At 47.4% G+C, this 25,598-nt stretch carries 26 protein-coding genes; 14 read left to right on the forward strand and 12 right to left on the reverse strand.

Annotated features, from left to right (window positions below; translation table 11 throughout):
• Positions 1-153: 153 nt before the first annotated feature.
• A complete protein-coding gene (locus tag BLQ13_RS15725; RefSeq protein ID WP_090921685.1) occupies positions 154-1,047 on the forward strand; it encodes a carbohydrate ABC transporter permease in 894 nt (297 codons plus the stop codon).
• Positions 1,047-1,865: a carbohydrate ABC transporter permease gene (locus BLQ13_RS15730; protein WP_090921688.1), complete on the forward strand. Its 819-nt coding sequence runs from the start codon at positions 1,047-1,049 to the stop codon at positions 1,863-1,865. Before BLQ13_RS15725 ends, BLQ13_RS15730 begins: the two co-directional genes overlap by 1 nt.
• A 182-nt stretch (positions 1,866-2,047) precedes the next feature.
• On the opposite strand, the gene BLQ13_RS15735 is transcribed toward BLQ13_RS15730, so the two are convergent.
• The 3 genes from BLQ13_RS15735 to BLQ13_RS15745 form a co-directional block, all read right to left on the reverse strand.
• Positions 2,048-3,007: an MraY family glycosyltransferase gene (locus BLQ13_RS15735; RefSeq protein ID WP_090921690.1), complete on the reverse strand. Its 960-nt coding sequence runs from the start codon at positions 3,005-3,007 to the stop codon at positions 2,048-2,050.
• A 133-nt stretch (positions 3,008-3,140) separates the two neighbouring features.
• Positions 3,141-3,995: a hypothetical protein gene (locus BLQ13_RS15740; RefSeq protein WP_090921691.1), complete on the reverse strand. Its 855-nt coding sequence runs from the start codon at positions 3,993-3,995 to the stop codon at positions 3,141-3,143.
• The gene (locus BLQ13_RS15745) at positions 3,995-4,306 is read right to left on the reverse strand and encodes an ArsR/SmtB family transcription factor (RefSeq protein ID WP_090921693.1); all 312 of its coding nucleotides are present in this window, start codon (positions 4,304-4,306) and stop codon (positions 3,995-3,997) included. Before BLQ13_RS15745 ends, BLQ13_RS15740 begins: the two co-directional genes overlap by 1 nt.
• A gap of 201 nt (positions 4,307-4,507) precedes the next feature.
• Here BLQ13_RS15745 and BLQ13_RS15750 point away from each other — a divergent pair, with 201 nt between their 5' ends.
• Entirely contained in the window at positions 4,508-4,897 is a 390-nt protein-coding gene (locus BLQ13_RS15750; protein ID WP_090921695.1) for a polyketide cyclase, read from the forward strand.
• 847 nt (positions 4,898-5,744) lie between these two features.
• On the opposite strand, the gene gntK is transcribed toward BLQ13_RS15750, so the two are convergent.
• The 4 genes from gntK to BLQ13_RS15770 form a co-directional block, all read right to left on the reverse strand.
• Positions 5,745-7,295 (reverse strand): gluconokinase, encoded by a 1,551-nt coding sequence (gene gntK / locus BLQ13_RS15755; RefSeq protein WP_090921697.1) that lies wholly within the window; start codon positions 7,293-7,295, stop codon positions 5,745-5,747.
• A gap of 126 nt (positions 7,296-7,421) precedes the next feature.
• On the reverse strand, positions 7,422-8,249 hold the full coding sequence (locus BLQ13_RS15760) for a carbohydrate ABC transporter permease (RefSeq protein WP_090921699.1): 828 nt from the start codon (positions 8,247-8,249) through the stop codon (positions 7,422-7,424).
• Between the two features lie 21 nt (positions 8,250-8,270).
• The gene (locus BLQ13_RS15765) at positions 8,271-9,221 is read right to left on the reverse strand and encodes a carbohydrate ABC transporter permease (protein ID WP_244159333.1); all 951 of its coding nucleotides are present in this window, start codon (positions 9,219-9,221) and stop codon (positions 8,271-8,273) included.
• Between the two features lie 33 nt (positions 9,222-9,254).
• On the reverse strand, positions 9,255-10,529 hold the full coding sequence (locus BLQ13_RS15770) for an ABC transporter substrate-binding protein (protein ID WP_090921701.1): 1,275 nt from the start codon (positions 10,527-10,529) through the stop codon (positions 9,255-9,257).
• A 401-nt stretch (positions 10,530-10,930) separates the two neighbouring features.
• Between BLQ13_RS15770 and BLQ13_RS15775 the strand changes: the two genes are divergently transcribed.
• The 5 genes from BLQ13_RS15775 (at position 10,931) to BLQ13_RS15795 (ending at position 17,163) form a co-directional block, all read left to right on the forward strand.
• Positions 10,931-11,704: a GTP cyclohydrolase II gene (locus BLQ13_RS15775; RefSeq protein ID WP_090921703.1), complete on the forward strand. Its 774-nt coding sequence runs from the start codon at positions 10,931-10,933 to the stop codon at positions 11,702-11,704.
• A gap of 259 nt (positions 11,705-11,963) precedes the next feature.
• A complete protein-coding gene (locus BLQ13_RS15780; RefSeq protein ID WP_090921777.1) occupies positions 11,964-12,533 on the forward strand; it encodes a glycerol-3-phosphate responsive antiterminator in 570 nt (189 codons plus the stop codon).
• 22 nt (positions 12,534-12,555) lie between these two features.
• Positions 12,556-14,043: a glycerol kinase GlpK gene (glpK, locus tag BLQ13_RS15785; RefSeq protein ID WP_090921705.1), complete on the forward strand. Its 1,488-nt coding sequence runs from the start codon at positions 12,556-12,558 to the stop codon at positions 14,041-14,043.
• Between the two features lie 405 nt (positions 14,044-14,448).
• Positions 14,449-16,107 carry a glycerol-3-phosphate dehydrogenase/oxidase gene (locus tag BLQ13_RS15790; RefSeq protein WP_090921708.1) on the forward strand — a complete coding sequence of 553 codons (1,659 nt, stop codon included), beginning with the start codon at positions 14,449-14,451 and terminating at the stop codon, positions 16,105-16,107.
• Between the two features lie 69 nt (positions 16,108-16,176).
• On the forward strand, positions 16,177-17,163 hold the full coding sequence (locus BLQ13_RS15795) for a Gfo/Idh/MocA family protein (protein ID WP_090921710.1): 987 nt from the start codon (positions 16,177-16,179) through the stop codon (positions 17,161-17,163).
• A gap of 122 nt (positions 17,164-17,285) precedes the next feature.
• Here BLQ13_RS15795 and BLQ13_RS15800 read toward each other — a convergent pair whose 3' ends face one another.
• Positions 17,286-17,573, reverse strand: a complete 288-nt coding sequence (locus tag BLQ13_RS15800; protein WP_090921779.1) for a winged helix-turn-helix transcriptional regulator — start codon at positions 17,571-17,573, stop codon at positions 17,286-17,288.
• A 481-nt stretch (positions 17,574-18,054) separates the two neighbouring features.
• Here BLQ13_RS15800 and BLQ13_RS15805 point away from each other — a divergent pair, with 481 nt between their 5' ends.
• On the forward strand, positions 18,055-18,438 hold the full coding sequence (locus BLQ13_RS15805; RefSeq protein ID WP_167375755.1) for a DoxX family protein: 384 nt from the start codon (positions 18,055-18,057) through the stop codon (positions 18,436-18,438).
• Positions 18,439-18,543: 105 nt separating this feature from the next.
• Here the strand turns inward: BLQ13_RS15805 and BLQ13_RS15810 are convergent, their stop codons facing one another.
• The 3 genes from BLQ13_RS15810 to BLQ13_RS15820 form a co-directional block, all read right to left on the reverse strand.
• The gene (locus tag BLQ13_RS15810) at positions 18,544-19,059 is read right to left on the reverse strand and encodes an AbrB/MazE/SpoVT family DNA-binding domain-containing protein (protein ID WP_090921714.1); all 516 of its coding nucleotides are present in this window, start codon (positions 19,057-19,059) and stop codon (positions 18,544-18,546) included.
• Between the two features lie 104 nt (positions 19,060-19,163).
• Entirely contained in the window at positions 19,164-19,844 is a 681-nt protein-coding gene (locus BLQ13_RS15815) for a CidB/LrgB family autolysis modulator (RefSeq protein ID WP_090921716.1), read from the reverse strand.
• A complete protein-coding gene (locus BLQ13_RS15820) occupies positions 19,841-20,212 on the reverse strand; it encodes a CidA/LrgA family protein (RefSeq protein ID WP_090921718.1) in 372 nt (123 codons plus the stop codon). Before BLQ13_RS15820 ends, BLQ13_RS15815 begins: the two co-directional genes overlap by 4 nt.
• A gap of 199 nt (positions 20,213-20,411) precedes the next feature.
• On the opposite strand from BLQ13_RS15820, the gene cidR reads away from it, so the two are divergent.
• From cidR to BLQ13_RS15845, 5 genes are all read left to right on the forward strand, one after another.
• A complete protein-coding gene (gene cidR, locus BLQ13_RS15825; RefSeq protein ID WP_090921719.1) occupies positions 20,412-21,302 on the forward strand; it encodes a cidABC operon transcriptional activator CidR in 891 nt (296 codons plus the stop codon).
• A 317-nt stretch (positions 21,303-21,619) separates the two neighbouring features.
• Complete coding sequence (locus BLQ13_RS15830; RefSeq protein ID WP_090921721.1) at positions 21,620-22,351, forward strand: hypothetical protein; 732 nt, start codon at positions 21,620-21,622, stop codon at positions 22,349-22,351.
• A 238-nt stretch (positions 22,352-22,589) separates the two neighbouring features.
• On the forward strand, positions 22,590-23,447 hold the full coding sequence (locus tag BLQ13_RS15835) for a carbon-nitrogen hydrolase family protein (RefSeq protein WP_090921723.1): 858 nt from the start codon (positions 22,590-22,592) through the stop codon (positions 23,445-23,447).
• Between the two features lie 50 nt (positions 23,448-23,497).
• Complete coding sequence (locus BLQ13_RS15840) at positions 23,498-24,178, forward strand: GNAT family N-acetyltransferase (protein WP_090921724.1); 681 nt, start codon at positions 23,498-23,500, stop codon at positions 24,176-24,178.
• Positions 24,179-24,208: 30 nt separating this feature from the next.
• Positions 24,209-24,880, forward strand: coding sequence for a GNAT family acetyltransferase (locus BLQ13_RS15845; protein WP_090921726.1), 672 nt, complete (start codon positions 24,209-24,211; stop codon positions 24,878-24,880).
• A gap of 438 nt (positions 24,881-25,318) precedes the next feature.
• Here the strand turns inward: BLQ13_RS15845 and BLQ13_RS15850 are convergent.
• Positions 25,319-25,598: integrase core domain-containing protein (locus BLQ13_RS15850; protein ID WP_139168904.1), on the reverse strand; the 280-nt coding region annotated here is incomplete at its 5' end.

Raw genomic sequence — 25,598 nt, forward strand, 5'->3', positions numbered from 1 at the left:
CGTGTACTAAAGACTCATCTAAGTTATGGATCTAAGCTTTGTAGTATAGTAACCACCGGAATAGCGCTTGGGGTAAGAGCCTTCAGGCCAGCCCGTACCAAGTCAGCTGTTATTCCGGTTTTTTGGTTTTACCCGATGAAAGGTGTGAGGACGATGTATCCGTTTGGAAAAGGGAAGGCGCGGCTGATTCCTTATCTGTATTTAAGCATTCCACTACTGCTTTATGTCGTGTTTGGTTTTGGTCCATCACTGGTGACGGTGCTGTTTTCGTTTACCGATGCGACTGGAGTGAGAGGACAAGAGTGGAGCTTTGTCGGTTTCGAAAATTATAAAACCTTCTTTGGCGCATCTAATGCAGGTGACCGGCTGGACGCGATCGGGCGATCCTTATATTTTGCGTTTGCTGTAGTTATCATCCAAAACGCAGTGGGTCTGTTCATGGCGATCCTGATTAACAAAAAGCTTCGAGGCGACAAGCTGTATCGTGCGGTATTCTTTTTGCCCGTCGTGCTTGGTGTAACGGTGTCCGGATTGATCTGGCAGCTCGTAGCGAATCCGCTTGGCGGGCCGGCGCAGTCGATTCTGAATTTCTTTGGCACGAGCTCGAACTTTTTCGGGGATTATAATATTGCCTTTGAGCTGATTATTTTCGTGCAGATCTGGATGTACATGGGGTATTCCATGACCATCTTCCTTGCCGGGCTGCAGACGATTCCGAGTGATCTGTACGAGGCGGCTTATATGGATGGTGCATCGGGATGGAAAGCATTCACTAACATCACGTTCCCGATGATTGCTCCTTCTTTTACCGTGAATATGCTGTTGTCCATCATCGGCGCACTGCAAACCTTTGACATTATCTACGTCCTCACAGGCGGTAAATTTAATACAACAACGCTGGCATTTGACGTGTATGCAACAGCGTTTGGTAGCGGCTCAGCCGATTATGGTCTGGCTTCTGCGGTAGCGATGATTCAGTTCCTGTTTGTGTTTACGATCTCGATGGTCGCGTTGTTCTATCTTCGTAAAAGAGAGGTGGAAGTATAATGAAGCAGAGCAGAACATCAAGAACAATCAGCTACATTATTGTGCTGCTGATGCTTGCGCTATACGTCTTCCCTCTGTTCTATCTGTTTAATGTGTCCATGAAAACACAGACGGAGTATTTACTGAATCCCGTAGCACTTACGGAAGGCATTCGGCTGGAGAACTTTGCCGAAGCATGGACGAAGGGCAGTTTCTCGCAGTACATGTGGAACAGTGTGCTTTACACGGGCATGTCCACATTGCTGACCTTAATTTTGTCCATATTTGCAGCTTTCCCGCTTGCTCGCAGATACGTGAAATTCAGTACGTTGATTTATATTTTCTTTTTGATCTCCATGTATTTGCCGAACCCGTTGATTCCTCAGTTCTCTTTGATCAATCAACTGGGGCTGTATAATACGCAAACGGGTTACATTTTGCTGAAAACGACGGGCACAGGCATTGCGTTTCTGATGTTTGTCGGTTATATCAAATCGGTATCCCGCGAGCTGGATGAGGCGGCTGCCATGGACGGATGCGGATACACCCGTTATCTGTTTACCATCCTTGTTCCGCTAATGAAGCCGATTCTGGCAACAGGCATTATTCTCACAGCCATCGGGGTATGGAATGATATTATTGGGCCGACCATTTATCTGTCTGATCCGAATTATCAGCCGGTTACCAAAGGTTTGTTTACCTTCTATGGGCAGTATATGAATAACTGGCCGCTACTAGCGTGTGGTATTCTGATCGTAACGTTACCGCTGGTTGTGCTGTACGTTGCGTTGCAGCGTTTTATCGTTGGCGGTGCAATGGCTGGTGCGGTTAAATCATAGTTTTTTACGAATAAGAAAAAAACGGCTAATCTTGATGTGTTCTTGATGAGTTGATGATAGCGATGTTAACAAGATATTCAACAAGAAAACAAAGCCACCCTCATTCGACATGGGGGTGGCTTCTTGTATTTCTATTGAATCATTCATTGGCATAGCTTGCATTGGGTGATCCAACGACTTTTTTACATATCGACTAACAATAAAATAATGGAGGACAGACACAGACAAGTGCTGACCAGATAGAGCACGGCAACCACCTGTTTGTGGTTCAAACCGGCACGGAGCAGGCGATAGTGAGCTTGACTTGCATCGGCTTGATAGATCGCTTTGCCTTGCAGGAAACGTTTGATCACGACAAAAATATTATCGAAAATCGGTACGCCCAGCGCCAGAATCGGAATGAAAATGGACAGCATCGTTGCTTGTTTGAATGCACCGTCAAGTGCGATAACCGCTAGAATGAAGCCTAGGAACGTAGCGCCGGCATCGCCCATAAACACTTTGGCTGGAGCCTTGTTATATTTGAGATAACCAAGCGTTACCCCAACTAAAGTAATGGACATCAGTGCTGAATCGCTCTGGCCCTTCGTGATCGCTACAATAAACAGCGTGATCGCTGAGATCGCGGACAAACCACCAGCCAGTCCATCCATACCATCCGAGAAGTTAATCACCGTCGTAACTCCGAAAATCCACAGGATCGTCAGAATGAATTGCAACCAGATCGGCAGGAGCACATACTCTGCATTGAACGGATTCACGAATCCGGTAAACGCAATACCAGAAGCAAAAACGAGCACTGCAGCGGAGACTTGAATAATCATTTTAGGTAGCGCAGGAAAGTCTTTTCCTTTGGTTTTGTACCAGTCATCAATCGTACCGATCGTCAGGAGAAGCATGCCGCCCGCAACCAATGCGGCTGTCTCCCAGGTCAATTCTTTAGTAAGAGCAATGTATGTCAGGAAAAATCCAGTAAATATCGCGTAGCTAGCGGTCAGTGGTATCGGTTGTCTGTGTAGCTTACGCTCCACATCTTCCCGGGGCTTGTCCACAAAATCCAGCTTGTGCGCCAGTCGGCCCAGCGGCGGAATCAGCAGAACCACGACAGCAAAAGACAATATGAAAGCCAGTATGTACATCATAAACTCGCTTGGTTCACTCCCATCATCCTCATTTCCTCTTATTATACGAGTTCAACCCGAAATCTGTCGATATCAGTATTGTAACCTGGAGCATGGATGGTCATGCGAATCAGATGTAATAGATGAAACCAATCTAGAGGTTACTTGGAGGCAGATAAGGGCCAAAGTAATCAAGTACGTTTTCGGCATGATACCCATCATCGCCCTGCCAAGTAGCGACAAAGATAAAGTCGCCTGAACCACCTTTACGTTTCCTTGGCGTATCCATAGGAACGAGAATACCAGCGGCCGCCCAGATTTCTAGTAGTGAATCCCGTTCTTGTTTACTGGATGGTACACAATCCTTCCACTTTTTCTCCAGGGAGCGTGCACTGTCCGTTGGATCTCCGGTCTGTGAGGCTTCCAGCATCTTGGCAAGAATCGTTCGGTCTTCCTCAGTCACTTCGTAAGGGGAAATGTGATTGCTCTCCGTGCTGTTGCTACTATTATCGTTGTAATCCTGAAGCAGTAACTCCAGATCCATCAGGCAGTAGAGCAACCAACCGTGCCGCACCCCGCTCCATTTGATTCGTTCAAAATTGAGCACGTTTAAATCTGCATCCACATATTGTTTATCCGATTGTAAACGAAGGAAGTTACAGTCCCCGCAGGCACTTGTATTGGCATGTAAAGCCGGGCGTTCACCGTAGGTATGCAGAGGCATGTTTCGTGTCAAAGCCCAGCTGGATAATGCGCTGCGCAGATACACTTTTTTGGTGGATAGACTGTGTAGAAAGGCTGCAATGACGCGCTCCTTAAGCGCAGGGTTCTGATGCATGTGATGCAGGCGCTCTACGATCTCGTCATGGCTGATCGTGAGCGGGTCGAACATGACGCCCTTGCTTTTGGCATATTCGAAATCATCACCCGAAAAGGGGGCATGGGGTGATTTCCAACCGCCACCGCCCCAGAATGTACTCATTAGAATCTTGGTTGCCTTTTTATCCATTAATCTGAGCCTCCTGTTTGTAGAATCATAGCGACCAGTCCTGGAAAACGTGCAATGAGTTCGTCCTTTCTAAGGGAATAAAAGTGGTGTTTGCCCTCAATACGTGGCTGAATAATGCCAGCTTCTCGCAGGATTTTGATATGGTGGGACAACGTTGATTTGGAGATATGGTCGACTTCAAAAGCCGAGCAATTTTTCTCACCCGAGCTCGCCAGGCAGTATGCGATTTTCATGCGAATGGGGTCACCGAGTGCATTGCAGACTGTGGTCAGGCTCATCTCCGAAGCGGTAGGTATCGTTATAGTTCTCATAAGATAGACGTTAGCATAGTTGGCTATTTCTTTCAATGTTCGAAAAATTTCGAAATATGTATTGCGATTCGGTAAGCTAGTGTGATACAGTTCTTATCGTAATAATTAGTTCGAAATTATTCGAATTGATAGCATGTGCTGAGCATACGGCATGAAATATTTCATTCGAGACAGCAAGAGACAACAGGAGGCTAACCATTGATGAATACAGCAGCGAACATTACGATGTTGAATAACTATTTCCGATTATTTGATGCTTCACGAACAGATAAACAGGCTATGCAGGACTTGTTATCCCTGTTTACTTCAGATGCCGAGATTGTGTTGAATGGCACCAGTCATGCCGGGTTTGAGGGGTTTATGAAAGCTTTTTATGAATATAACCAAGACATTAAACATATGTGGGACGCCTGGGTGCCCCAGCCGGACGGTAGTTATCAAACCAATTGGGCTGTGTGCGGACAAGCAGCGGATGGATCGGTGTATGCGAAGACGGGCGTGGATATTGCGCGTGTGAATGATGCAGGCCAGATTGTATACTTGGAAAATGTACAAGCGGACGAGAATGCGTTCAGCAAATATAATTCTTAAGAGTGAATTTTATTCGTCAGAGCGCTATGACTCTTGAGAGTAAACATGACTAAGTATTAAGGTGACTCATAAAAGTGAATTAAATATGTGAGAGTTATAATTTTGTGAGACATAAAGGTAATCTAAGTAAGACTTAAAGGTACGTAAGAGTTATAAATACGCTAGAGCAATAAGTACGTGCGAACTAAAGATATGTAGACCTAAAGGTACGTGAGAGCTATAAAAATACGAGAGCTTATAAGTACGTAATTTAATACATTTTAGGTACTCATCATTTTTGACTTATTGTAATTTGAGTTACTTGGTGAACTCCACAGTGTAAGACTGTGGGGTTTGTTTAGGTTTAGGCGGGGGATATGAGAATACAGAGGAGGTCAGGGAGAAAAAGGCGAAGCTGCCCCAGAGCTCCCTAATTTCTAACGATCACCAGTGACGCTATTTGATGAAAAAATCAGGTTCTCAGATTCTAACGATCACCAGTGACGCTATTTACCCCAAATAGCTGTTTTTAGGCCGCTTTTAGCCTGAAAATTCAGAAATAAGGTGTCTGGTGATCGTTAGATTTCGAAATCCTGCCAAAACCATCAAATAAGCTTCCTGGTGATCGTTAGCTTTTTTTATCTGTACCCAATGGTATCTTCATTAGTATTTCGTACCTGCATCCTCTCGATATTGGAGATCGCCAGTATTTCGCTCCCGCACCATCTAATCCAAAGTATCGTTAGTGGCTCGCTCCCGCACCATCTAATTCAGAGTATCGTTGGCGGCACACTTCCGCACAAGTCTCAAGTATTATCTAGCCGACTCTATGAATCGCTATCGCGGCTCCTTATGTGCCAACTCACTCTTACTCCTGCATCATTCGATTCTGGAACGCCGCGATATCGGCATATTCCTCTTCGAATTTGCGTGAGATGCGGATGAAGATCGGCAACAGTTCGCGATACACACGCACACGTTCCGGGTGTGGCTTATGGCGGTGTGTCGAGCCAATCATGCCGGAAACGGCGCTCAGGGAATCGATGCGGCCTGTGGCATACAGCCCGAGCACAGCGGCACCAAGGCAGGAACTCTCGATGCTTTCGGGGATGATAACATCCTGATCGAAAATATCGGCCATCATCTGCCGCCACAGCTCGGAGCGGGCGAAGCCCCCAGTGGCCTGGATCTTTTTCGGACGACCAATCTTCTCCTCGATTGCAAGCATAACCGTGTACAGGTTAAACAGCACACCTTCCAGCGCGGCACGGATCATATGCTCCTTCTTGTGATGCAACGTCAGACCGAAAAACGATCCGCGTGCGTTCGGGTTCCAGAGTGGTGCGCGCTCCCCGGTCATATAGGGATGAAACAGCAGTCCGTCTGAACCTGGCGGTACATTTTCAGCGACACGTGTCAGGACTTCATACGGATCGATCCCGAGACGTTTTGCCGTCTCCACCTCAGAGGCCGCGAACTCATCCCGAATCCAGCGGAAAATTACGCCACCATTGTTCACCGGACCGCCGATGACCCATTGATCTTCAGTAAGTGCATAACAGAAGAAACGTCCTTTTAGATCGGTCACTGGTTTGTCTACGACCGTACGAATTGCCCCGCTGGTGCCGATCGTCACAGCAACAACCCCTGGGTCAATGGCATTCACGCCCAGATTCGAGAGCACGCCGTCGCTTGCCCCAATCACAAACGGAGTCGTTTCCGCGATACCCATCGCTTTGGCATATTCGGGGTTAAGCCCCTCTTTTAATACATGAGTTGTGGGTACAAGGCTGGACAGATGCTCCGGCGTAATGCCAGCAACATGCAATGCTTCCGTATCCCATTCGAGTTTTTCCAGATTCATAAGTCCGGTGGCAGAGGCCATCGAATGATCGATAACAAATTCAGAGAATAGCTTGTAGAAAACATATTCCTTCATGGAGATCAATTTATGTGTTTGCCTGAACAAGTCCGGTTCTTCTCGGGTGAGCCACATCATTTTAGTCAGTGGAGACATGGGATGAATGGGTGTACCCGTTCGGAGGTAGATTTCATGTCCGTTCATCTCCGATTTGAGTGCTTCTGTCCACTCGGCACTGCGATTGTCTGCCCATGTCATTGCTCGCATCAACGGTTTGCCTTGTGCATCTACAGGCAGAATGCTATGCATGGCCGAGCTGAACGAAACAAACAGAATGTCTTCCGGCTGTACCCCGGCTTTGGAGGTGGCTTGATGCACGGAGGAAATAACTGCCTGGAAAATGTCCTCTGCGTCCTGCTCTGCAATCGCTGGTGTTGGTGTGTGCAGCGGATAGTCCGCACCGCCTTGTGCAACTATGCTACCGTCTTGCTTGAACAACACAGCCTTGGTTGAGGTTGTGCCGATATCTACGCCGATCATATAAGGTGAAGCCGCCATGGTGATCATCCCTCTTCCATTTCAATTACTATAAGAATATCAGACTTGAAGGAAGGATCAAAATGGCTTCATATCGGTACTTTGCTCCCAGTGCTCTGGATATCTTTCATCCCAACCTTACCTCAGTTAATCCTTCACCGCTCCAGCAGCAATATCCGAGATAAACTGGCGGCTGATGAACAGGAACATGATGATGAGCGGAAGAACGGCAAGCAGTGTACCTGCAATGACCATCGCATAGTCCGTGTTATAGAGTCCGTTTAATTGAGACAATGCAATTTGCAAAGTGTACTTGCGTGCATCTGTTAATACAATTAGCGGCCACAGGTAGTCATTCCACACGCCGATAAAGGTGAATGCGCCGAGAAAGGCAAACGCAGGTCGCAGAATGGGCAAGGCTACGTTCCAGTACAAGCGAAAGAAATTACATCCGTCGATCCGTCCTGCATCCAGCAGATCGTTCGGGATGGATTCCGTCGCATACTGACGGATCCAGAAGATGCCGAAGGCATTAACCATGCCCGGAATAATGAGGGCTTTGAAGGAACCCACCCACCCGAACGTGGCCATGAGCACGAAGGAAGGCACCAGCGACAGCTGGGAAGGCACCATCATGGTGGCGAGCAGCAGGACGAAGAGCCATTTTTTGCCCGGAAACTCAAACTTCGCAAACGCAAATCCCGCCAGTGAATCAAAGAACAACACCAGAATGGTTACTACACCTGATACAAACAAGGTATTCAGAAAGGCTCCCCAGAAATCAATCTGCTGCAAAACCCGTGTAATATTGTTCCACAGTTCACCGCCGAACCAGAGCTGGGGCGGAAACTTGTAAATGTCGGATGTGGTTCGTGTTGACATAACAATGAGCCAATAGAACGGGAACATGGATATAAGCATGCCACCGATCAGGCCGGTATACAGCACCAGCGACTTGAGATGTTTGGACGCCATGAGCGCTCCCCCCTTGTCACATCAGGATGATTTGCCTTGAACAAGCTTCCAGTTCACGATCGAGAACAGGGCGATAATCAGGAACATACCCCAGCCAACGGCAGCACCGTAACCAAAATAATTGTTGATAAAGGACTCGCGGTACAAGTAGAGCACGATCGTCATTCCTGCTGCTCCGGCACCACCATCATTGCCTACCAGCACCTGAGGTTCAGTGAATAATTGCATGCCGCCAATTGTAGATGTGATGACCGTGAACAGAATAACGGGACGCAGCATCGGAATGGTAATACGGAAGAAGGACTGCACAGCAGATGCCCCATCGATTTTGGCTGCTTCATACAGTGTCTGCGGAATGCTCTGAAGTCCGGCCAGATAGATAATGGCGTTATATCCGGTCCAGCGCCAGACAACCATGGAGGAGATGGCAATTTTGATGCCCCATGGTGCATTCAGCCACTCGACCACCGGAAGGCCGACCGACTGCAACAGATAGTTGAGGAAACCGTAATTGTTCGCAAACAGTGCGCCAAAGATGATCGCTACAGCTACGATGGACGTCACGTTCGGCAGAAAGTAACCGACCCGGAACAAGGTACGGAACTTGATGAAAGGCGCATGTAGTAGAAACGCAATAATAAGAGCGAAGAAAAGCATCGGAATGGTCGAATAGATCCAGATCATCAACGTGTTGCCAACCGCTTGCCAGAATTCAGCATCGGTGAGCATGTATTTAAAATTGTTCAAGCCGTTATACGTCATCACACCGATTCCATCCCATTTGTGGAAAGCCAGATACAGTGAGAATGCGATCGGGAATAGACCGAACACGGCGAACAGAATGTAAAAAGGCGAGATGGCAACATAGAGCGCACGATGCTCCCATATACGGGCCCAAAGTGATTTTTGCCGGTCCAGATCGGGTTGGAACGGACCGGAATCAGGTGACGTGCGAGGTTCGGTGACAGCCATAACAACTCCTCCTTTACGGATCACATGCATGCTTTAACGCTGTAATTCCCGCTCGACGCGGTGCACCGTATCTGACCAGACTTGCTGTGGATCAGCGTTCTGTTTGGCAATATCGTTCAGCCGCCGGGTGATGATATTGTGTACCGAAGGGTATCGTTCACCAAAAAAAGCATCAGGCACATGCTGTGCGGATTCAGCGAATACCGGGCCTGTTGCTTGCCCGCCGAAGAAAGGTTCCTTTTCTTTCATGGCTGGTTTATCAAACACACCTGGAGCTGACGGGAACAGGTTGAGCGTCTGATACTGCTCCAGTTGGTTCTCTGGACTTTGCAGCCAGCGAATCAATTCAAAGGCTTCTTTCGGATGTTTGCTTGATTTTAAAATGGAGAGAAAGGAGCCGCCGTTATTGCCATCTCCCCCAGGAGCTCGGGCAACACGCCATTTACCCGAAGTGTCTGGTGCCGCCTCCTGAAGCACCTGCTTCATCCAGACTGCACCAACGAACGAGGCAATCTCGCCGTTATTCATTGCTGCATTCCAGGTGGGTGTCCAGCCGTCAGCGTTAGCAAGCAGTCCCTTTTCCTTAAAAGCAACGGCTGTGTCCCAGCTTTTGCGTACAGCAGGAGAATCCATGCCGATAAACGACCCGTCTGGACGGAAATACCGTTCTGCAGCTTGAGAAAGCACCTGATTGTAAACGCTTCCGATATTATCGGTCAGAAAAACCTTTCCGCCAAACTTCTCCTTAATCTGCTCTCCGGCAGCAGCGTAGGCATCCCAGTTATCAATCTGGCGTGCAACTTGCTCCGGTTCGGAAGGTAGCCCTGCTTCCTTGAACAAGTCTGCACGATAGAAAAGTGCTGTCGGCCCCGTATCCATCGGAAAGCCGATCATCTGTCCATTTGGTGTCACGCCCTGCTTCCATTTCCACGGCAAATACTGGTCTTCGACCTCTCCTGCGCCTAGATCATACAGGTTATAGAAGCGATCCTCACTCGGGAATAACTCCATGATCCAGTCGTTAAGGGCAACGATATCTGGCTCACCTGAGCGTGCAGCGAGGGTGGTTTTGAGCTTGGCTTTGAAATCCCCACCGATCTTCTGGGCAGTCAGTTCGATATTCGGGAATTTCTCTTTGGCCTTGGCAATGAGCTTGTCGTCAATGGATCGATTCCAATACCACAATGTAAGCGCTACCTTTTTACTGGATGCTGAATCATCCTGTCCCGGCCAGATGGAGCATCCGCTGATTAGCAGGACACAGGCCATGATGATGGCTATCCAACAGGTTCTTCTACGGCGGTTCATAGGCTAACCCCCTCATCATTAGGTTCGACGCAAGAAGTATCAGAGACTAAGGCTGGGCTTCGTGGACTACACCAATAGTGTATGAGTAGTTTCTAAACTCATACCCAATTTTCCTTAAATGAAACACGTGAGTTGTGTCCATTACGTAACATAAAATTAGTAGTTACTTTAAAAATAAAAGTTACTTGACACAATATAATTTTTATTCTAAACTAACTTACATTAAGTAACTAATTATAGTGAGGATTATATAGATACGTAATATTTCGCTGTGAGCAGAGCTTGAAAATAAGACGTTTTGAATGTATTACGTCAGTAAGTGATCCAAAATCAAAGCGGATGCGAATGCATAATATTATGAGACATTTTGAGATGAAGATGCTTAACAGGAGGAACGAACGATGATCAATTCACATATTATTCAACTACTCGCCCCTAAAATCCAGACTTTTCCGAGTGGAAAAGAATTCATACATTTGGTGGGACCGATTAAACTGCCCGTCAATCTGGATGGAGAAACCAAAACATTTCAATGGTACAGCTGGCTGAAAACGGACAGAGCGATGGAAAGCGGAGAGCTGATCGCATCTCTTGCGGGTGCTGAACTGGCAGAGCGTCAGCAATCCAGCGTGCTGGTGTATGGCGATTTTGCTGAGGCTCAGGAAGCCCTGATTCGGATGCACAGCATCTGTCACACAGGCGATATCTTCGGTAGCAAACGCTGTGACTGCGGTTTCCAACTGGAGCAGTCCATGAAAATGATTGCGGCACATGGCGCAGGTGCGCTGTTCTATCTTGCGAATCATGAAGGACGGGGCATTGGCCTGTTCAGCAAAGCAATGGCTTACATTTTGCAGGAAGAAGGTCTGGATACGGTAGATGCGAACCTGCAACTTGGCTTCACGGATGATGCGCGTAATTATGACGATGCGATTGCTGTATTGCGTGCACTTCGGTCAGCTCCGGTTACGTTGATCACGAATAATCCACGTAAGCTGGCTGCACTGCAGGAAGCAGGACTCAATGTGGGCGGACGCGTTCCGCTCTGGGGAGATCGGTCGGCATTTAATGAGAAGTATCTGCAAACGAAAGTGAAGCGTTCAGGTCACCTGGCGGAAAGCGATAGCTGGACAGAGACGGCGACAGAGACACGTGTTCCACATGCACAGGCTTGATTGATTAAGAATAAACATTTGGATTTACATGGTAATTTATAGTGATCATACGTTGGTTGTAATGTATACGGGCTGTTACGGTGCTTTTCATATTGAAAAGTGCAGTAGCAGTCTTTTTGCGGTGTAAGATAATTTGCCGGGAGGAATATGCGGTATGTCGCCTGTGTTCTTGAATTTGGTGACTTCTCCCAAATCACTTGCCGTTGATGTGTGACGAATTATACAATATAGGCATCTGATGAATGCAGGAGGAACGATGGTGGCATTTGAGGGACAACGTATTTTGCCAGCGGCGAAGAGTATGAAGCAGTTTGAAGCAATCATCGAAGGCCCATATACTTACGGGGTCATGTTAGAAACGCATATTGCACAACTGCAAAGCATGATGGACCAGGCTCGGCGGTATGGGAAGAAGATTTTGCTACATGCCGATCTGGTGCAAGGGCTGAAAAACGACGAGTACGCCGCAGAGTATCTGTGCCAGCATATTCGTCCGGCTGGACTGATCTCCACAAGGGCCAGCATCATCCAGAAAGCGAAACAAAAAGGCATTACGGCGATTCAGCGGGTGTTCCTGCTGGATACCCATGCGCTGGAGAAAAGTTACCAATTGGTTGCCAAAACACAGCCTGACTATATCGAGGTATTGCCTGGAGTCATTCCGCATATTATTGCGGAGGTGTCTGAACGGACAGGTATTCCCATCATTGCTGGGGGGCTGATTCGTACACCTGAAGAAGTGGAACTTGCACTCGGTGTGGGAGCGGCGGCTGTAACGACATCCAATGATGATTTGATCAAGTATTTAGGGAAAACGCTTACATTATGATTACACACTGGAGGCACAAGGTATGGAAAAATTTATTTTGGCTCTGGACCAGGGCACAACCAGCTCCCGGGCAATTCTGTTTAACCATAGCGGCGAGATTGTGCATATGGCACAGCAAGAGTTCCCGCAGTATTTTCCCAAACCGGGCTGGGTAGAGCAAAATGCCAACGAAATCTGGAGTTCGATCCTCGCCGTAATGGCATCCTGTCTGGCGGAGAGTGGCATCAAACCTGCACAGATTGCAGGTATCGGCATCACCAATCAACGGGAAACCGCAGTGGTGTGGGATAAACAAACCGGCAGACCGATCTATAACGCAGTGGTATGGCAGTCCATACAGACAGCATCCATCTGTGATGAGTTGAAAACGCAAGGGCTGGACGACCTGTTTCATCAGAAAACAGGCTTGCTCATTAACCCCTATTTTTCGGGTACGAAAGTAAAATGGATTCTGGATCATGTCCCTGGTGCACGTGAACGGGCGGAGAAAGGGGAGTTACTGTTTGGCACCATCGACAGTTGGTTGATCTGGAAGCTGAGCGGTGGTACCCATGTTACGGACGTTTCGAATGCTTCGCGCACCCTGATGTATAACATCTATGAGTTGCAGTGGGATGATAAATTGTTGGATATTCTGGATATCCCTAAGGCGATGCTGCCTGAAGTGCGGGGCTCTTCCGAGATATATGCACATACGACAGATTACCATTTCTTCGGTCACAGGGTTCCGATCGCGGGTGCGGCAGGGGATCAGCAGGCTGCATTGTTTGGTCAGAGATGTTATATCCAGGGGAGTATGAAAAATACATACGGTACCGGATGTTTCATGTTGATGAACACGGGCGAGAAGCCTGTACAATCGGATCACGGGCTGATTACAACGATTGCCTGGGGTGTGGATGGTAAAGTTCAATATGCGCTGGAAGGCAGCATTTTCGTAGCAGGTTCAGCCGTGCAGTGGCTGAGGGACGGCCTTCGCATGCTTCGTTCGTCCAAAGACAGTGAGGACTATGCGAAGCGAGTGCCTTCGACGGACGGGGTCTATATGGTGCCTGCCTTTGTGGGACTCGGAAGCCCGTATTGGGACAGCGATGTGAAAGGAGCTGTATTTGGCCTTACTCGTGGCACTACGAAGGAGCATTTTATCCGCGCGACACTTGAGGCGCTGGCTTATCAGACCAAGGATGTACTGGAGGCCATGGTGACCGATTCTGGATACGCCGTACATACGCTGCGTGTTGACGGAGGTGCTGCGGCGAATGATTTCCTGATGCAATTCCAGAGTGATATTCTGGGCATTCCTGTGGAGCGTCCATCAGTGAACGAAACGACAGCTCTCGGTGCAGCCTATCTTGCGGGCCTGGCCGTGGGGTTCTGGTCAAATACAGAAGAACTGAATCAACATGATCATACGGAGCGAGTCTTTGAGTCTGTGATGGCCAAGGACGAGCGGGAGCAGCTGTATTCGGGTTGGCAGCGAGCGATCAAGGCGGCCATGGCTTTTAAATAAAATAGAATTACGTCTTCCTCATTATAGGCAAATGGTTATTTGTACCTTTTCGTTAAACATATATTATAAATGATATTTACTGGTGGGAAATGATACTTCATTTACAGGGATTATATTCCTGGATGGAGAGAAAGTATTGTCCACAATAAGGAAAATTGTAGAGTTAGTGGGTTGCTTTGAAATTCCATCCTTGCACAAAAAAAGTTTTTTAAATTTTTTTGAATAATGTGTCAAATCAGGCCTTCACGCCACCGAAAATCTGTGATAGGATTAGGTTACAAGTTAAAAAATGATGTCTGGAGATCGGGAGGGACCACGTGCGTTCAGCAATTGCTGAACGAATGACGTGGTCCTTTTTTTGTTGTTTTTTAGAGAAAAATAAGGGAAATTATGGAGGGTTTTTACATGACAGCAACGTTCTCGGCGGCAAAACGAACCGAATACATGGAACAAATGTCGAATGCACATTTTGACGTATTGGTGATTGGTGGGGGCATTACAGGTGCCGGCATTGCACTGGATGCGGCATCTCGTGGATTGAAGACGGCGCTTGTGGAGATGCAGGATTTCGCGGCAGGCACATCTAGTCGTTCCACAAAACTGGTTCATGGCGGCTTGCGCTATCTGAAGCAGTTTGAAGTGAAGATGGTAGCCGAGGTTGGAAGAGAACGGGCGGTGGTTTACGAGAATGGGCCACATGTGACGACACCGGAACCAATGTTATTGCCCATATACACGGGAGGCACGTTTGGCCGTTTCAGTACATCTATGGGTCTGATGGTGTACGACCGACTTGCTGGAGTGAAGCGTAGTGAACGTCGCCAGATGCTGAATGCCAGTGATACATCTGCAAGTGAGCCTCTGTTGCGGAAGCAGGGACTGCTGGGAGGCGGACGTTATGTGGAGTACCGGACGGATGATGCGAGACTTACGATTGAAGTCATGAAGGAAGCAGTGCGGCACGGGGTGCTGGCTGTTAATTATATGAAAGCAACTTCTTTTCAGAAGGAGAATGGAACGATTACAGGCATCCATGTGATGGATCAACTAAACGGGAATAGTTATAAACTTATGGCGAAAAAAGTAATCAATGCTTCAGGACCATGGGTGGATACCCTCCGTGAAGTGGATGGCTCACGCCAGGGCAAAACGCTGCAGATGACCAAAGGCATTCATCTGGTATTTGACGGCGCGCGATTCCCGCTACGGCAAGCGGTTTATTTTGATACGCCAGATGGACGCATGGTCTTTGCGGTGCCGCGGGATGGCAAAACCTATGTAGGTACAACCGATACAGTATTCCGTGATGACCCGGCTCATCCGTTAATTTCGGAATCAGACCGTGATTATGTCATTGATGCAGTGAACGGCATGTTCCCGGACGTCCAGATTCGTGCAGAGGATGTGGAGTCAGGCTGGGCAGGCGTGCGTCCACTGATTCATGAGGAGGGCAAGGGCCCTTCAGAGATTTCGCGTAAGGATGAGGTCTGGGTATCGGATTCCGGCCTGATTACCATTGCCGGAGGTAAATTGACGGGGTATCGCAAAATGGCCGAGATGGTTGTGGATCTGGTTGCACGCCAGATGCAACAAGAGTTCGGTCACACCCCGGGACCTTGTGTAACCAAAAAGATGCCGATCTCCGGGGGAGATGTTGGCGGTTCGGCCGGATACGTCACGTACACCGAACGCAAGATCAAGGATGGCGTTGCGCTAGGCCTGGACCGTAAAGCGGCGGAGCGGCTTGCCCGTACGTATGGCTCCAACGTGGATGCGCTATATGAGCGCATGCCTGACCCGCGAGCCAAGGCAGAGCTTCACGGCATGTCGCAAGAGCTTTTGCTGATGCTTCGTTACGCGATGGAGGAAGAGATGACGGCAACGCCAGCCGATTTCTGGGTACGCCGAACAGGGGATTTATTTTTCCGCATCGATGAGGTACGCCGGTATAAATCAGCAGTAAGCACGTATATGGCAGAACAGCTTGGCTGGTCAGAACAGCAAGTAGCAACCTACGCTAAGGAATTGGATCAACTGTTGCTGGAAGCATCCGGCAAGAGCTAGAAGAGCAGGAATTTGCCGAGCCGGGTCGAATGGAACATGTAAGCGCGTAACAGAGAGGGGATTACATCCATGACATTGCAGATCGGAATCATAGGAACAGGCTGGTTCAGCAAAGTACACGCAGATATTCTTACACGCATGGAAGGTGTTCGTGTCACAAGTGTATGTGGAACAACACTCGAAAAGGCGGAAGCCATGGCTTCCGTATATGATGCAACGGGTTACGATAATCTTGAACATATGCTGGAAGGTGAGAAACTGGACGCCGTATACATCTGTGTGCCTCCGATGTCTCACGGATTCATCGAGTCAGAGTTGATCAAGCGGGGCATTCCGTTCCTGGTGGAAAAACCATTGAGCACAGGAATGGACGTACCAAGCCGCATACTGGAGCACGTGCAACAGTCTTCTTTGTTAACCTCTGTAGGATATCATTTCCGTTACCAGGGTGCTGCGCAGGTCATGAAACAAGCCATGCAGGAGCAAAAGGTGGGCATGGCTCTGGGGCGCTGGATGGGCGGCATGCCTGGCGTTGGTTGGTGGCGCCGTCAAGACGGATCGGGAGGCCAGTTTGTGGAGCAGACGACCCATATTGTGGATCTCCTGCGTTTCTGTGCAGGCGAAGTGACGGAAGTCTATGCCGTTGCAGCCCAGCGTAGCATGCATGAGAAGCATGAGCATGTGACGGTGGATGATGTCGCTAACGTGACACTGAAGCTGAAAAGCGGTGCGATTGCAAGCATTGCGAATACGTGTTTACTGCCTGACGGTGAGGGAGGAGCAGGGCTGCAATTCTACACGGATGCCGGTGTATGGGACTGGACACCTGACCGTCTTCTATTACCGAGTGCGGCTTCGCATCCGATGGCAGGACTTGAGGTTTCAGCTGGACAGAATCCTTATGAACGGGAGAATGAAGCATTTATTCATGCACTTCGCACGGGAGATCGATCACGCATTTTGTCCGATTACGCAGATGCCTGCCGTACACAGGCAATCACCGTCGCTGCTCAGGAATCCGTGAACTCCGGCCTGCCTGTAAAAGTCAAAGCTTAAACAGATCGTTAGCGCACAAAAACGCCTGCGGCCCGAACCATGTTCTCTGTGGTTCCGGGTGCAGGCGTTTTTCCTATAAAATTTAGGATAAATAAGACCTCTTGTTTGTAGTTGTATCTGAACTACTTCAATTGTTGCTGTTCTTTTAACCAGTCCGAAGACCAGCTGTAGATTTGATTAATAACAGGTTCAATCGCTCTACCTTTAGGGGTAAGCTCATATTCCACACGGGGCGGAATCTCGGGATACATATGCCGGGTTACGATGCCTTCCGTCTCCATCTCTTTCAGACGCTCCGATAACAGCCGTCCGCTAATCGCCATCTCGGCCTCCAGTTCCGTAAACCGTTTTGGTCCGGACAGCAGCTGATACATAATCAGCAGTACCCACTTTTTCCCGATGATGTCCATGGCTTGTGTAATCAGACAAGGGCTTGGGGATTTTACTTTTCTCAGCTTCAACGTGTTTCACCTCGATTCATGGAAAATGTGCAATACAACCTATATAAAAGGACAAAAGTTTCTGCCGCTCTGAAAAATAAAGTCCTTCATGTGAAGGGTGGTCACTACAAAATATACTGTAACATACCTTTTGTATGTATTATACATCATTTCACGAAAAATTACTTGAAGAAATTATCTTATTATTATATACTCACTTCATAAAAGTAAGTTTGTGAGTAATAATGCGTATTATAAATGTACATACCATTTCCGGATGATCAGTCACACAACCAGAGCAGTAGATAAACCTCGGAAATTAGAACCTTATCCAAGTTCCAGAGGAACCTGAGTAAACTACAGTTTCTTCTAGGGAACTTTTATATAGATGAGTGCTGCAATACATACTGTATTTTGCTAATAATACTTGGATGAATGGGAGATGGAAGATATGAAAAGAGTGTTGGGATATGTTTTTTTGGTGGTGCTGGCGGGTGTTTTCGTCATGACGGGATATACGAAAGTTACGGGAGCGGAGATGATGATTGACACCTTCGAGAGTTTCTCTTACCCTACTTGGACAATGTACTTGATCGGTGCGTTGGAACTGCTTAGTGCGGTTGGGTTGCTCATTCCGCGTACCCGTATTCTGGCTTCGGGCATACTAACGTTCATTCTGATCGGAGCTGTAGGAAGCCACCTAATCTATGCACAATATGCGGCTATACCTCTCCCGGCAGTATTACTTGTAGCCAATATCGCCGTGTTACTGGTTAGTCTTCACAGACTGGAAGAAGAAGAAAGCAATATGGATATGGATATCGTACAGGCGTAAAGTAATAGTGACAAAAAAGAAGAACCCGATGGAACAATGGGTTCTTTTTCAGTGTAACTTCCTGCTTGGAAGTATGTTGTATATTCATGAGTATCAAAATTCTAGCTATAATAACTTTTTTAGTTGAGAGACACGTCCCTGGCTAATGCCAAGTTTCTCCGCAATTTGCTGTTGAGCGAGTCCAGGGTGCTGTTCGATAATCTCTTTCATCTGTTGCAGCATGCGCGCCGTCTTTGGCCGCAGGTCGGGGTAGTCCTTGCTCGCAGCATCTCCTTCTTCCCAAGAGGAAGCTGAGGAAGCTACGGGTTTAGCAACAGGACGTTCTTTGGGTGCAGAAACCTGTTTGTTTTCAGGTACGAACCAGTCGGGAGTGTCATCTGGGTGTTTTAATTGAATTGCACAAGTCCGGCAGATGAATTGCTCTTTGAAATACATTTCCGTATCCACGTCACCGCAAAAAATACACAATGTTGATTTGTACTTTCTTAAAATCAACTCTTTCCCTTCAATGAAAAATTCAAGCGGATCGCCGATATGGATTTCCATTGTATCCCGCATTTCTTTAGGAAGGACAATTCGTCCGAGACGGTCCAGAGATCTCTTCATTCCGGTTCTTTTCATCGCATCTCCCCCGCAATATTAACATTAAAACCTGTCTTTATTGTAAGGAAGAAAGGGCTTTAATACAACAATAATATTTCAAAAAAAAGGGATTATTCCAACTATTATGGGAAAATAAGTTTAGAGAGCGCGGGAGCGACGGCTAAAGTGAAGAGTGCAGCCAAAACCATGGAGATACTGGAGATCGTTCCTGTCAATGAACTCAGCTCAAAGGCTTTCGAAGTTCCTGTGCCATGAGCACCTGTTCCGAGGAGTGTACCGCGTGCAATCTCGCCATCAATACGAAGCATTTTGACGACGGAAGGCCCCATAATAGCCCCAAGTAGCCCCGTCATAATCACAAATACGGCCGTCACTGCCGGGATGCCTCCGATGGAAGCCGATACATTCATCGCAATGGGCGTTGTGATCGAGCGCGGAATCAGACTGTGAATCAAGCCGGAGTCGAGGTGCAACCATTTTGCAAGCATAGCGGAGGAGAGTACGGCAACAACCGATCCGGTCATAACACTGATGACAATCTCGGAAATATGTTTTTTGAGCACATGGAAGAAGGTGTAGAGCGGTACCGCAAAAGCGACCGTAGCAGGTTGTAGCAAAAGGCTAAGCCATTTGCCTCCGCTGCTGTATGCGGCATAATCCGTTCCGGTTAATAGGAGTACGCCTACAACGAGTAGCGGCGTAATAAGTAGCGGTGACAGATATACTTTGGGCAGACTGCGATACATTCTCTTGGCAACCATGTAGATTCCGACCGTTAACAACAAACATAAAAGTCCAATCATCCGGTGTGACGCTCCTTTCGTTTGGCAATGCGTGTAGCAACGAGGCCGGTGCAGGCCATAACCAGAAACGTGCTTAGCAGCACGATAAATAAAATCTGCAATCCGTCATGCTCCAACATGGGCATGTAGTTCATGATGCCGACCGCCGACGGGATAAAGAATAACAGTAGTTCACCAAGTAGCCACGCCGCTCCGACCTCAATCCACCGCAGCTTCACCACGCCAGTTTGTAACAAGATGAACAGCACGATCATTCCGAGAATGGAGCCAGGTACAGGCAGGTGGAGAGTACGGGCCAGCAGGTCCATCAGCAGTGAAAAAACCATTAATAACGCAATTTGTGCAATCCCGACACCCCATTTTTTCACGCAAATCCCTCCTTGTATATCAACATGTATCTGATCGATTTAATTCGTATGATTATGAAAATGAATGGAAACATTGCTTCGTATCACAAATTTTACAACGCATTCTTTCATGAGTAAAATGCATATTAAGAATGTTTACTATTCCGTTTGTCTATAGTTAAAATAGATTTGACTAGCAGGATAGGAGGGGGAGGAAAAGATGGATATTCGTCATTTGCAATATTTTCTCGAAGTTGCACGGCAACAAAGCTTTACAAAGGCCGCCGAGGTGCTGTATATCACTCAGCCTACAATTAGTAAGACCGTTAAAAGTCTGGAGGAGGAACTGGGCGTAACCTTACTGGATCGCTACGGTAAACAGGTGCAGCTAACAGATGCCGGGCATGTCTTTTTTCGGCAGGCGCTGGAGATTGAGAAATCGTTCCGCAGTCTTTCGTCCGAGCTGGACGATCTGATGAATCTGAAGAAGGGACATCTGCGCATCGGTCTGCCGCCAATGGTGGGGTCGAGTTTCTTTCCGATGATTATCGGGGAGTTCCACAAAGCATATCCTCAAGTGAGCATTCAATTGTTCGAGGATGGGGCGAAAAAAGTGGAGGCTGATGTCATCAGTGGTGCGCTGGATATCGGTGTGGCGGTGTTGCCAACGGTCGATGAACTGCTTGATCATTTTGTGTTTGTTCAGGAAAAGCTTAATCTGCTCGTGCATCCTTCCCATCCCCTTGCTGAAAAGGAGTCGGTCGCACTCCATGAACTGGAACAGGATGCGTTTGTTTTGTTTCGGGAAGATTTTGCGCTCCATGACCGCATTATTGCGGCTTGCCAGCAAGCTGGATTCCAGCCGCGTGTAGTCTATGAGAGTTCCCAGTGGGATCTGTTAAGTGCGATGGTTGCGGCAAATCTGGGTGTGGCCTTGCTACCGGAAACGATCTGCCGTGAGGTTGATCATATGCGCGTACGGATCATCCCGGTTATTGAACCCGTAATTCCTTGGCAGCTCGGTATGATCTGGCGGAAGGATCGATATCTGTCTTTTGCTACCCGGGAATGGATTGGATTTACACAGTCGATGCTGGGGAACAGAGAGTAAGGTTGATTGCTGAGGTTGAGCATCCATAGGTGAGTTATCGATCTTTTCTTCTAATTTTATTGTTGTTTCAACCGATATAAAGTTACTGAGGGGGTGTGATTTAGGAAGATAGTTAGTAAAGGAAGCATACAAGATTGCTGGAAAAAGATCATTAAAAAATGGGTTGGTGCCTGGGCGTTCTGAAGTTAGATGATTTAAACTCTGTGAAAGTTATACAGAGTAGAGTGCGTGTTTCTTACATATATTTTCCATCTATGGCGTGTAAAGTATGACGTGTTTGTTGCCAATTATTCCGAATTCGAAAGGGTTGTGTAAAGTTGAAGAAACGTACTGCGAATAAAGGGTTCAAGTTGTCTATAGTGATTGGTTTGATGACGATTATGCTGGTGGCTTGTGGTAAGCCGTTAACCGAAAAACTATATTCAGAAACGGTACCCGAGGATATCAAGAATAGCACTGAAATCACGCAAGAAGATAAAGACCTCTTGGGAAAAGCCATTTTATATTCAATGGGTAGCAATACCGATCTTTCTACTAAAACGGTGGGACAAATTATAACCGATGAGAAGCAAAGACAGCTGAAGCTTGAGGAAGAAGAGAAGAAGAGACAGGAAGAAATCAAGAGAAAACAGGAAGAAGCTGAAGCAAAGAAACAAAGTCAACTAAAACTGTTGGATGAGTCTGTGCAGGTTGGTTTAATCAAAAAAAGTGTGACATTGAAAGACACGAATAAATGGATCTTCAGCGATGTTATACATATGACGCTTGACTTGAAGAACATTTCGGACAAGGATATTAAAGGGTTTCAGGGGGTCATTACCTTCAAAGACATGTTTGATAATGAGATCAAGTCACTAAACGTTAAATATGATGAACCCATCAAATCTGGAGCTTCCACGCCTTATGAGGGTAGTTTCGAATTAAATCAGTTTATGGATAAAGATACTGAACTTAGGGAGACACCTTTAGAAAAAATCAAAGTTGAGTTTGAGATGGATCAAATCATCTTTGGTGACGGCAATATTGCGAAACGTTCGGATATTGAATAAAAGGGTTCCAGGTATTTGATTAGATAAATGGGTTCTAGGTATTGGATTGAATAAATGAGTCTTCTAAAGCCTCTTCATCATATGAAGAGGCTTTTTTGTATAAAAGTGAAGGAAGTAGAGGGATGAATAACGTGTAAGTATTGTCGCTACATTGCCTTACCTCCGTAGCTATAGCATTAGATAAATCGTCGGATCATTGATACAATATAACCACAATACTGGTGGAGGTGTGGGACTTATGAAACTGCGGGTATCCGCTGTACAATACCAATTGCAAACGATCCGCTCATTTGAGGAATTTGCCGCCCAGGCGGAGCATTACATACGGACAGCTTCCGAATTCGGAACGGAATTTGTGCTGTTTCCTGAATTTTTTACAACCCAATTAATGTCCATTGGAGACGCACAAGGAAATGCGCTGACGATTGAAGATTTGCCTGATTTTACAGAGCAGTATGAGCAATTGTTTATCTCTCTTGCAGCCCAATACAACATGCATCTGATCGGAGGCACTCACGTTATCCGGCGGGAAGGCAAGCTGTACAATACAGCGCATATGTTCTACCCGGATGGAAGGATTGCACGTCAGGCAAAGATTCATATTACGCCGACCGAAGTAACGGAGTGGAATATGGCTGCGGGTGATGGACTGGAAGTGTTTGATACAGACAAAGGTCGAATTGCGATGCTGACCTGTTACGATATTGAATTTCCCGAAATTGTGCGTATGGCGAAAGCCAAGGGAGCAGATGTGATTTTCTGTCCTTCCTGTACGGACGACCGCCACGGATTTTACCGGGTAAGGTATACGAGTCATGCTCGCGCGGTGGAGAATCAGGTTTACGTTGTATTAACGGGAACGGTGGGCCATCTGCCTACAGTGGATTTCATGCGTGCCAATTACGGACAAGCTGCGATCATTACCCCGAATGATGTGCCATTTCCGCCGCGCGGCATTCTTGCGGAAGGTGAGATTAACAACGATATGATTGTAACGGCCGATCTCGATCTGGATTTGCTGTACGAGGTGCGCGAACGTGGCTCGGTAACAACTTGGCGTGACCGCCGTACAGATCTGTACACCGATTGGGAATAGATCTGTTTTTGGAAGCTGATTAGAGCTATACAAAGGAGGGGTTAAGCGGGATGTATGTCAAAGAAATGCTGATAACGGCACCCGGTGGAAGTGGTAAACATGGTAGAGCTACAGCGGTCATCCGCAATTATGTGGCCCATGACTTTGAAGAGCTTATTCGTATCCAGGCAGAGAGCTTCCCACCCCCATATCCGGAGGAACTTCTTTGGAACCAAGAGCAACTTAGTAGCCATATTCAGCATTATCCTGAAGGAGCCATCTGCATCGAGGTGGATGGGGAACTGGCTGGCTCGATGACTTCACTGCGAATGCAGTGGGATGCTGCGGACCCATCCAGCCATACGTGGGCAGAGGTCACAGATGATGGATATATCCGCAATCACCGGCCGGATGGGAACACGCTATACATTGTTGACCTCTGTGTCCGTCCGAAGTATCGTAAGTGGGGGCTGGCCCAGCTGATGATGCAGGCGATGTACCATCTTGTGATTGCACAGGGGATGGATCGTTTGCTTGGGGCAGGGCGGATGCCTGGATATCACCAGGTAGCTGAGCAAATGTCAGCACAACAGTATCTGGATCAGGTTGCCGCTGGAGAGAGGCATGACCCGGTTATTTCTTTTCTGCTACGATGCGGGCGTATGCCTGTTGGAGTGGCTGCCGATTATCTGGACGACGAGGAATCTTGTCATTACGCGGCTCTGATGGAGTGGCGTAATCCTTTTAAGTAAATACATATCTAAATAGGGAGGCTTTTATCTATGGAATTTACACGTATTACATCCATTCAGGACCCGTTGTTTGCTCAAATGCACAAGTTGATGCAGGACATTTTCCCGCCAGAGGAAGTGCTGGATTTCCCGTTATGGGCTGAACCACTGGAAGACCCGGGCATTCGGGTATTTGTCGCTGTACATGAAGGTCAAGTGGTTGGTGCAACGGAGTACCGTTATTATGAGGACTGGAATGTGGCCATGACTGATTTTACGATTATTGGACGTGAAGGCTTGGGAATCGGCGCATTCTTGGCGAATCATCGCAAGCTTGATCTGCAGCAACTCGCCGCTGCTAATGGTAAAGCGTTGTTCGGCATGTTTGCCGAAATCTACAATCCATATTTGACTCAGGATCATGCGTTTGGTGGCATCAAACCGATGGACCCTTATGTACGCCGTGAAGTGCTGTCCCATCTGGGGTATCAGCGCCTGGACTTCCCTTATGTTCATCCATCCTGGCAAGGTGACGGTGAAGCGGTGGGGGGATTGGACCTGTGCTTTATGCCGGGCGATGAGTCTCTTGCAGAACTGCCAGCCAGTCTGGTGTCCGATTTCCTGAACCGCTACTATGCTGTACTTCCAAACAAACCGCAGGAATGGCTGTCTATGGTGGAGCAGTTGAACGCTTGTGAATCCGTGGCATTACGTCCGTTGTAAGTTGATGCGTAGCAGCGGATATAGAGGGAATAGGGTACTGAGTACACTCCTCCGAATTACGGAAGAACAAGATGGGGCGAATGTAAGAAGTGTAAGAGTGAATTTATGGTGTGTGGTGTACTAGTGCCGGAGATGAATCGGTGGTTTGTGTTGGAACTGGAACGTGGCATAAGTATAACTAAAGTCTAATAGAGGGCAACTAAGGCTTTCCTAGATAAAGCTGAATAAAGAGAAAGGTTGAGGAAATGCGCTAACGATCTCAGGAAGCCTTATTTAGGCGTTTGAGCACACGTTCGAAATCTAACGATCAGGAGAGAGCTTATTTTAGCGAAAAAGAGCTATTTTCAAGCTGAAACTGTGAATTCGACTAAAATAGCGTCCCCTGCGGTTCAACCCCTTAATATTGGACACAAGCTAGCTTTTTCTCAGATTAACGCATCATAATGCAATGGATTTGGGCTCTATGATTCCATCGTTGACCAGGCGCAGGTAATCTGTCGGCGACCAATCGTACAGGCTGCCGTGAATGCGGTCTTTATTGTAGTAACAGATGTATCGATCCACTTCGGAAAAGGCTTCTTCATAGCTTTCAAAGCAATGTCGCTGGTAACATTCTCGTTCCAGAACACTATGAAATGATTCAATAAAGGCATTCTTATTGGGAGTTCGAATGGGCGTCCGTTCATGCTCCAAGCCGGTTTCTTCACAAAAAGCATAG

Source organism: Paenibacillus polysaccharolyticus (assembly GCF_900102085.1).
In the GTDB taxonomy this organism is placed as follows: Bacteria; Bacillota; Bacilli; order Paenibacillales; family Paenibacillaceae; genus Paenibacillus; species Paenibacillus polysaccharolyticus.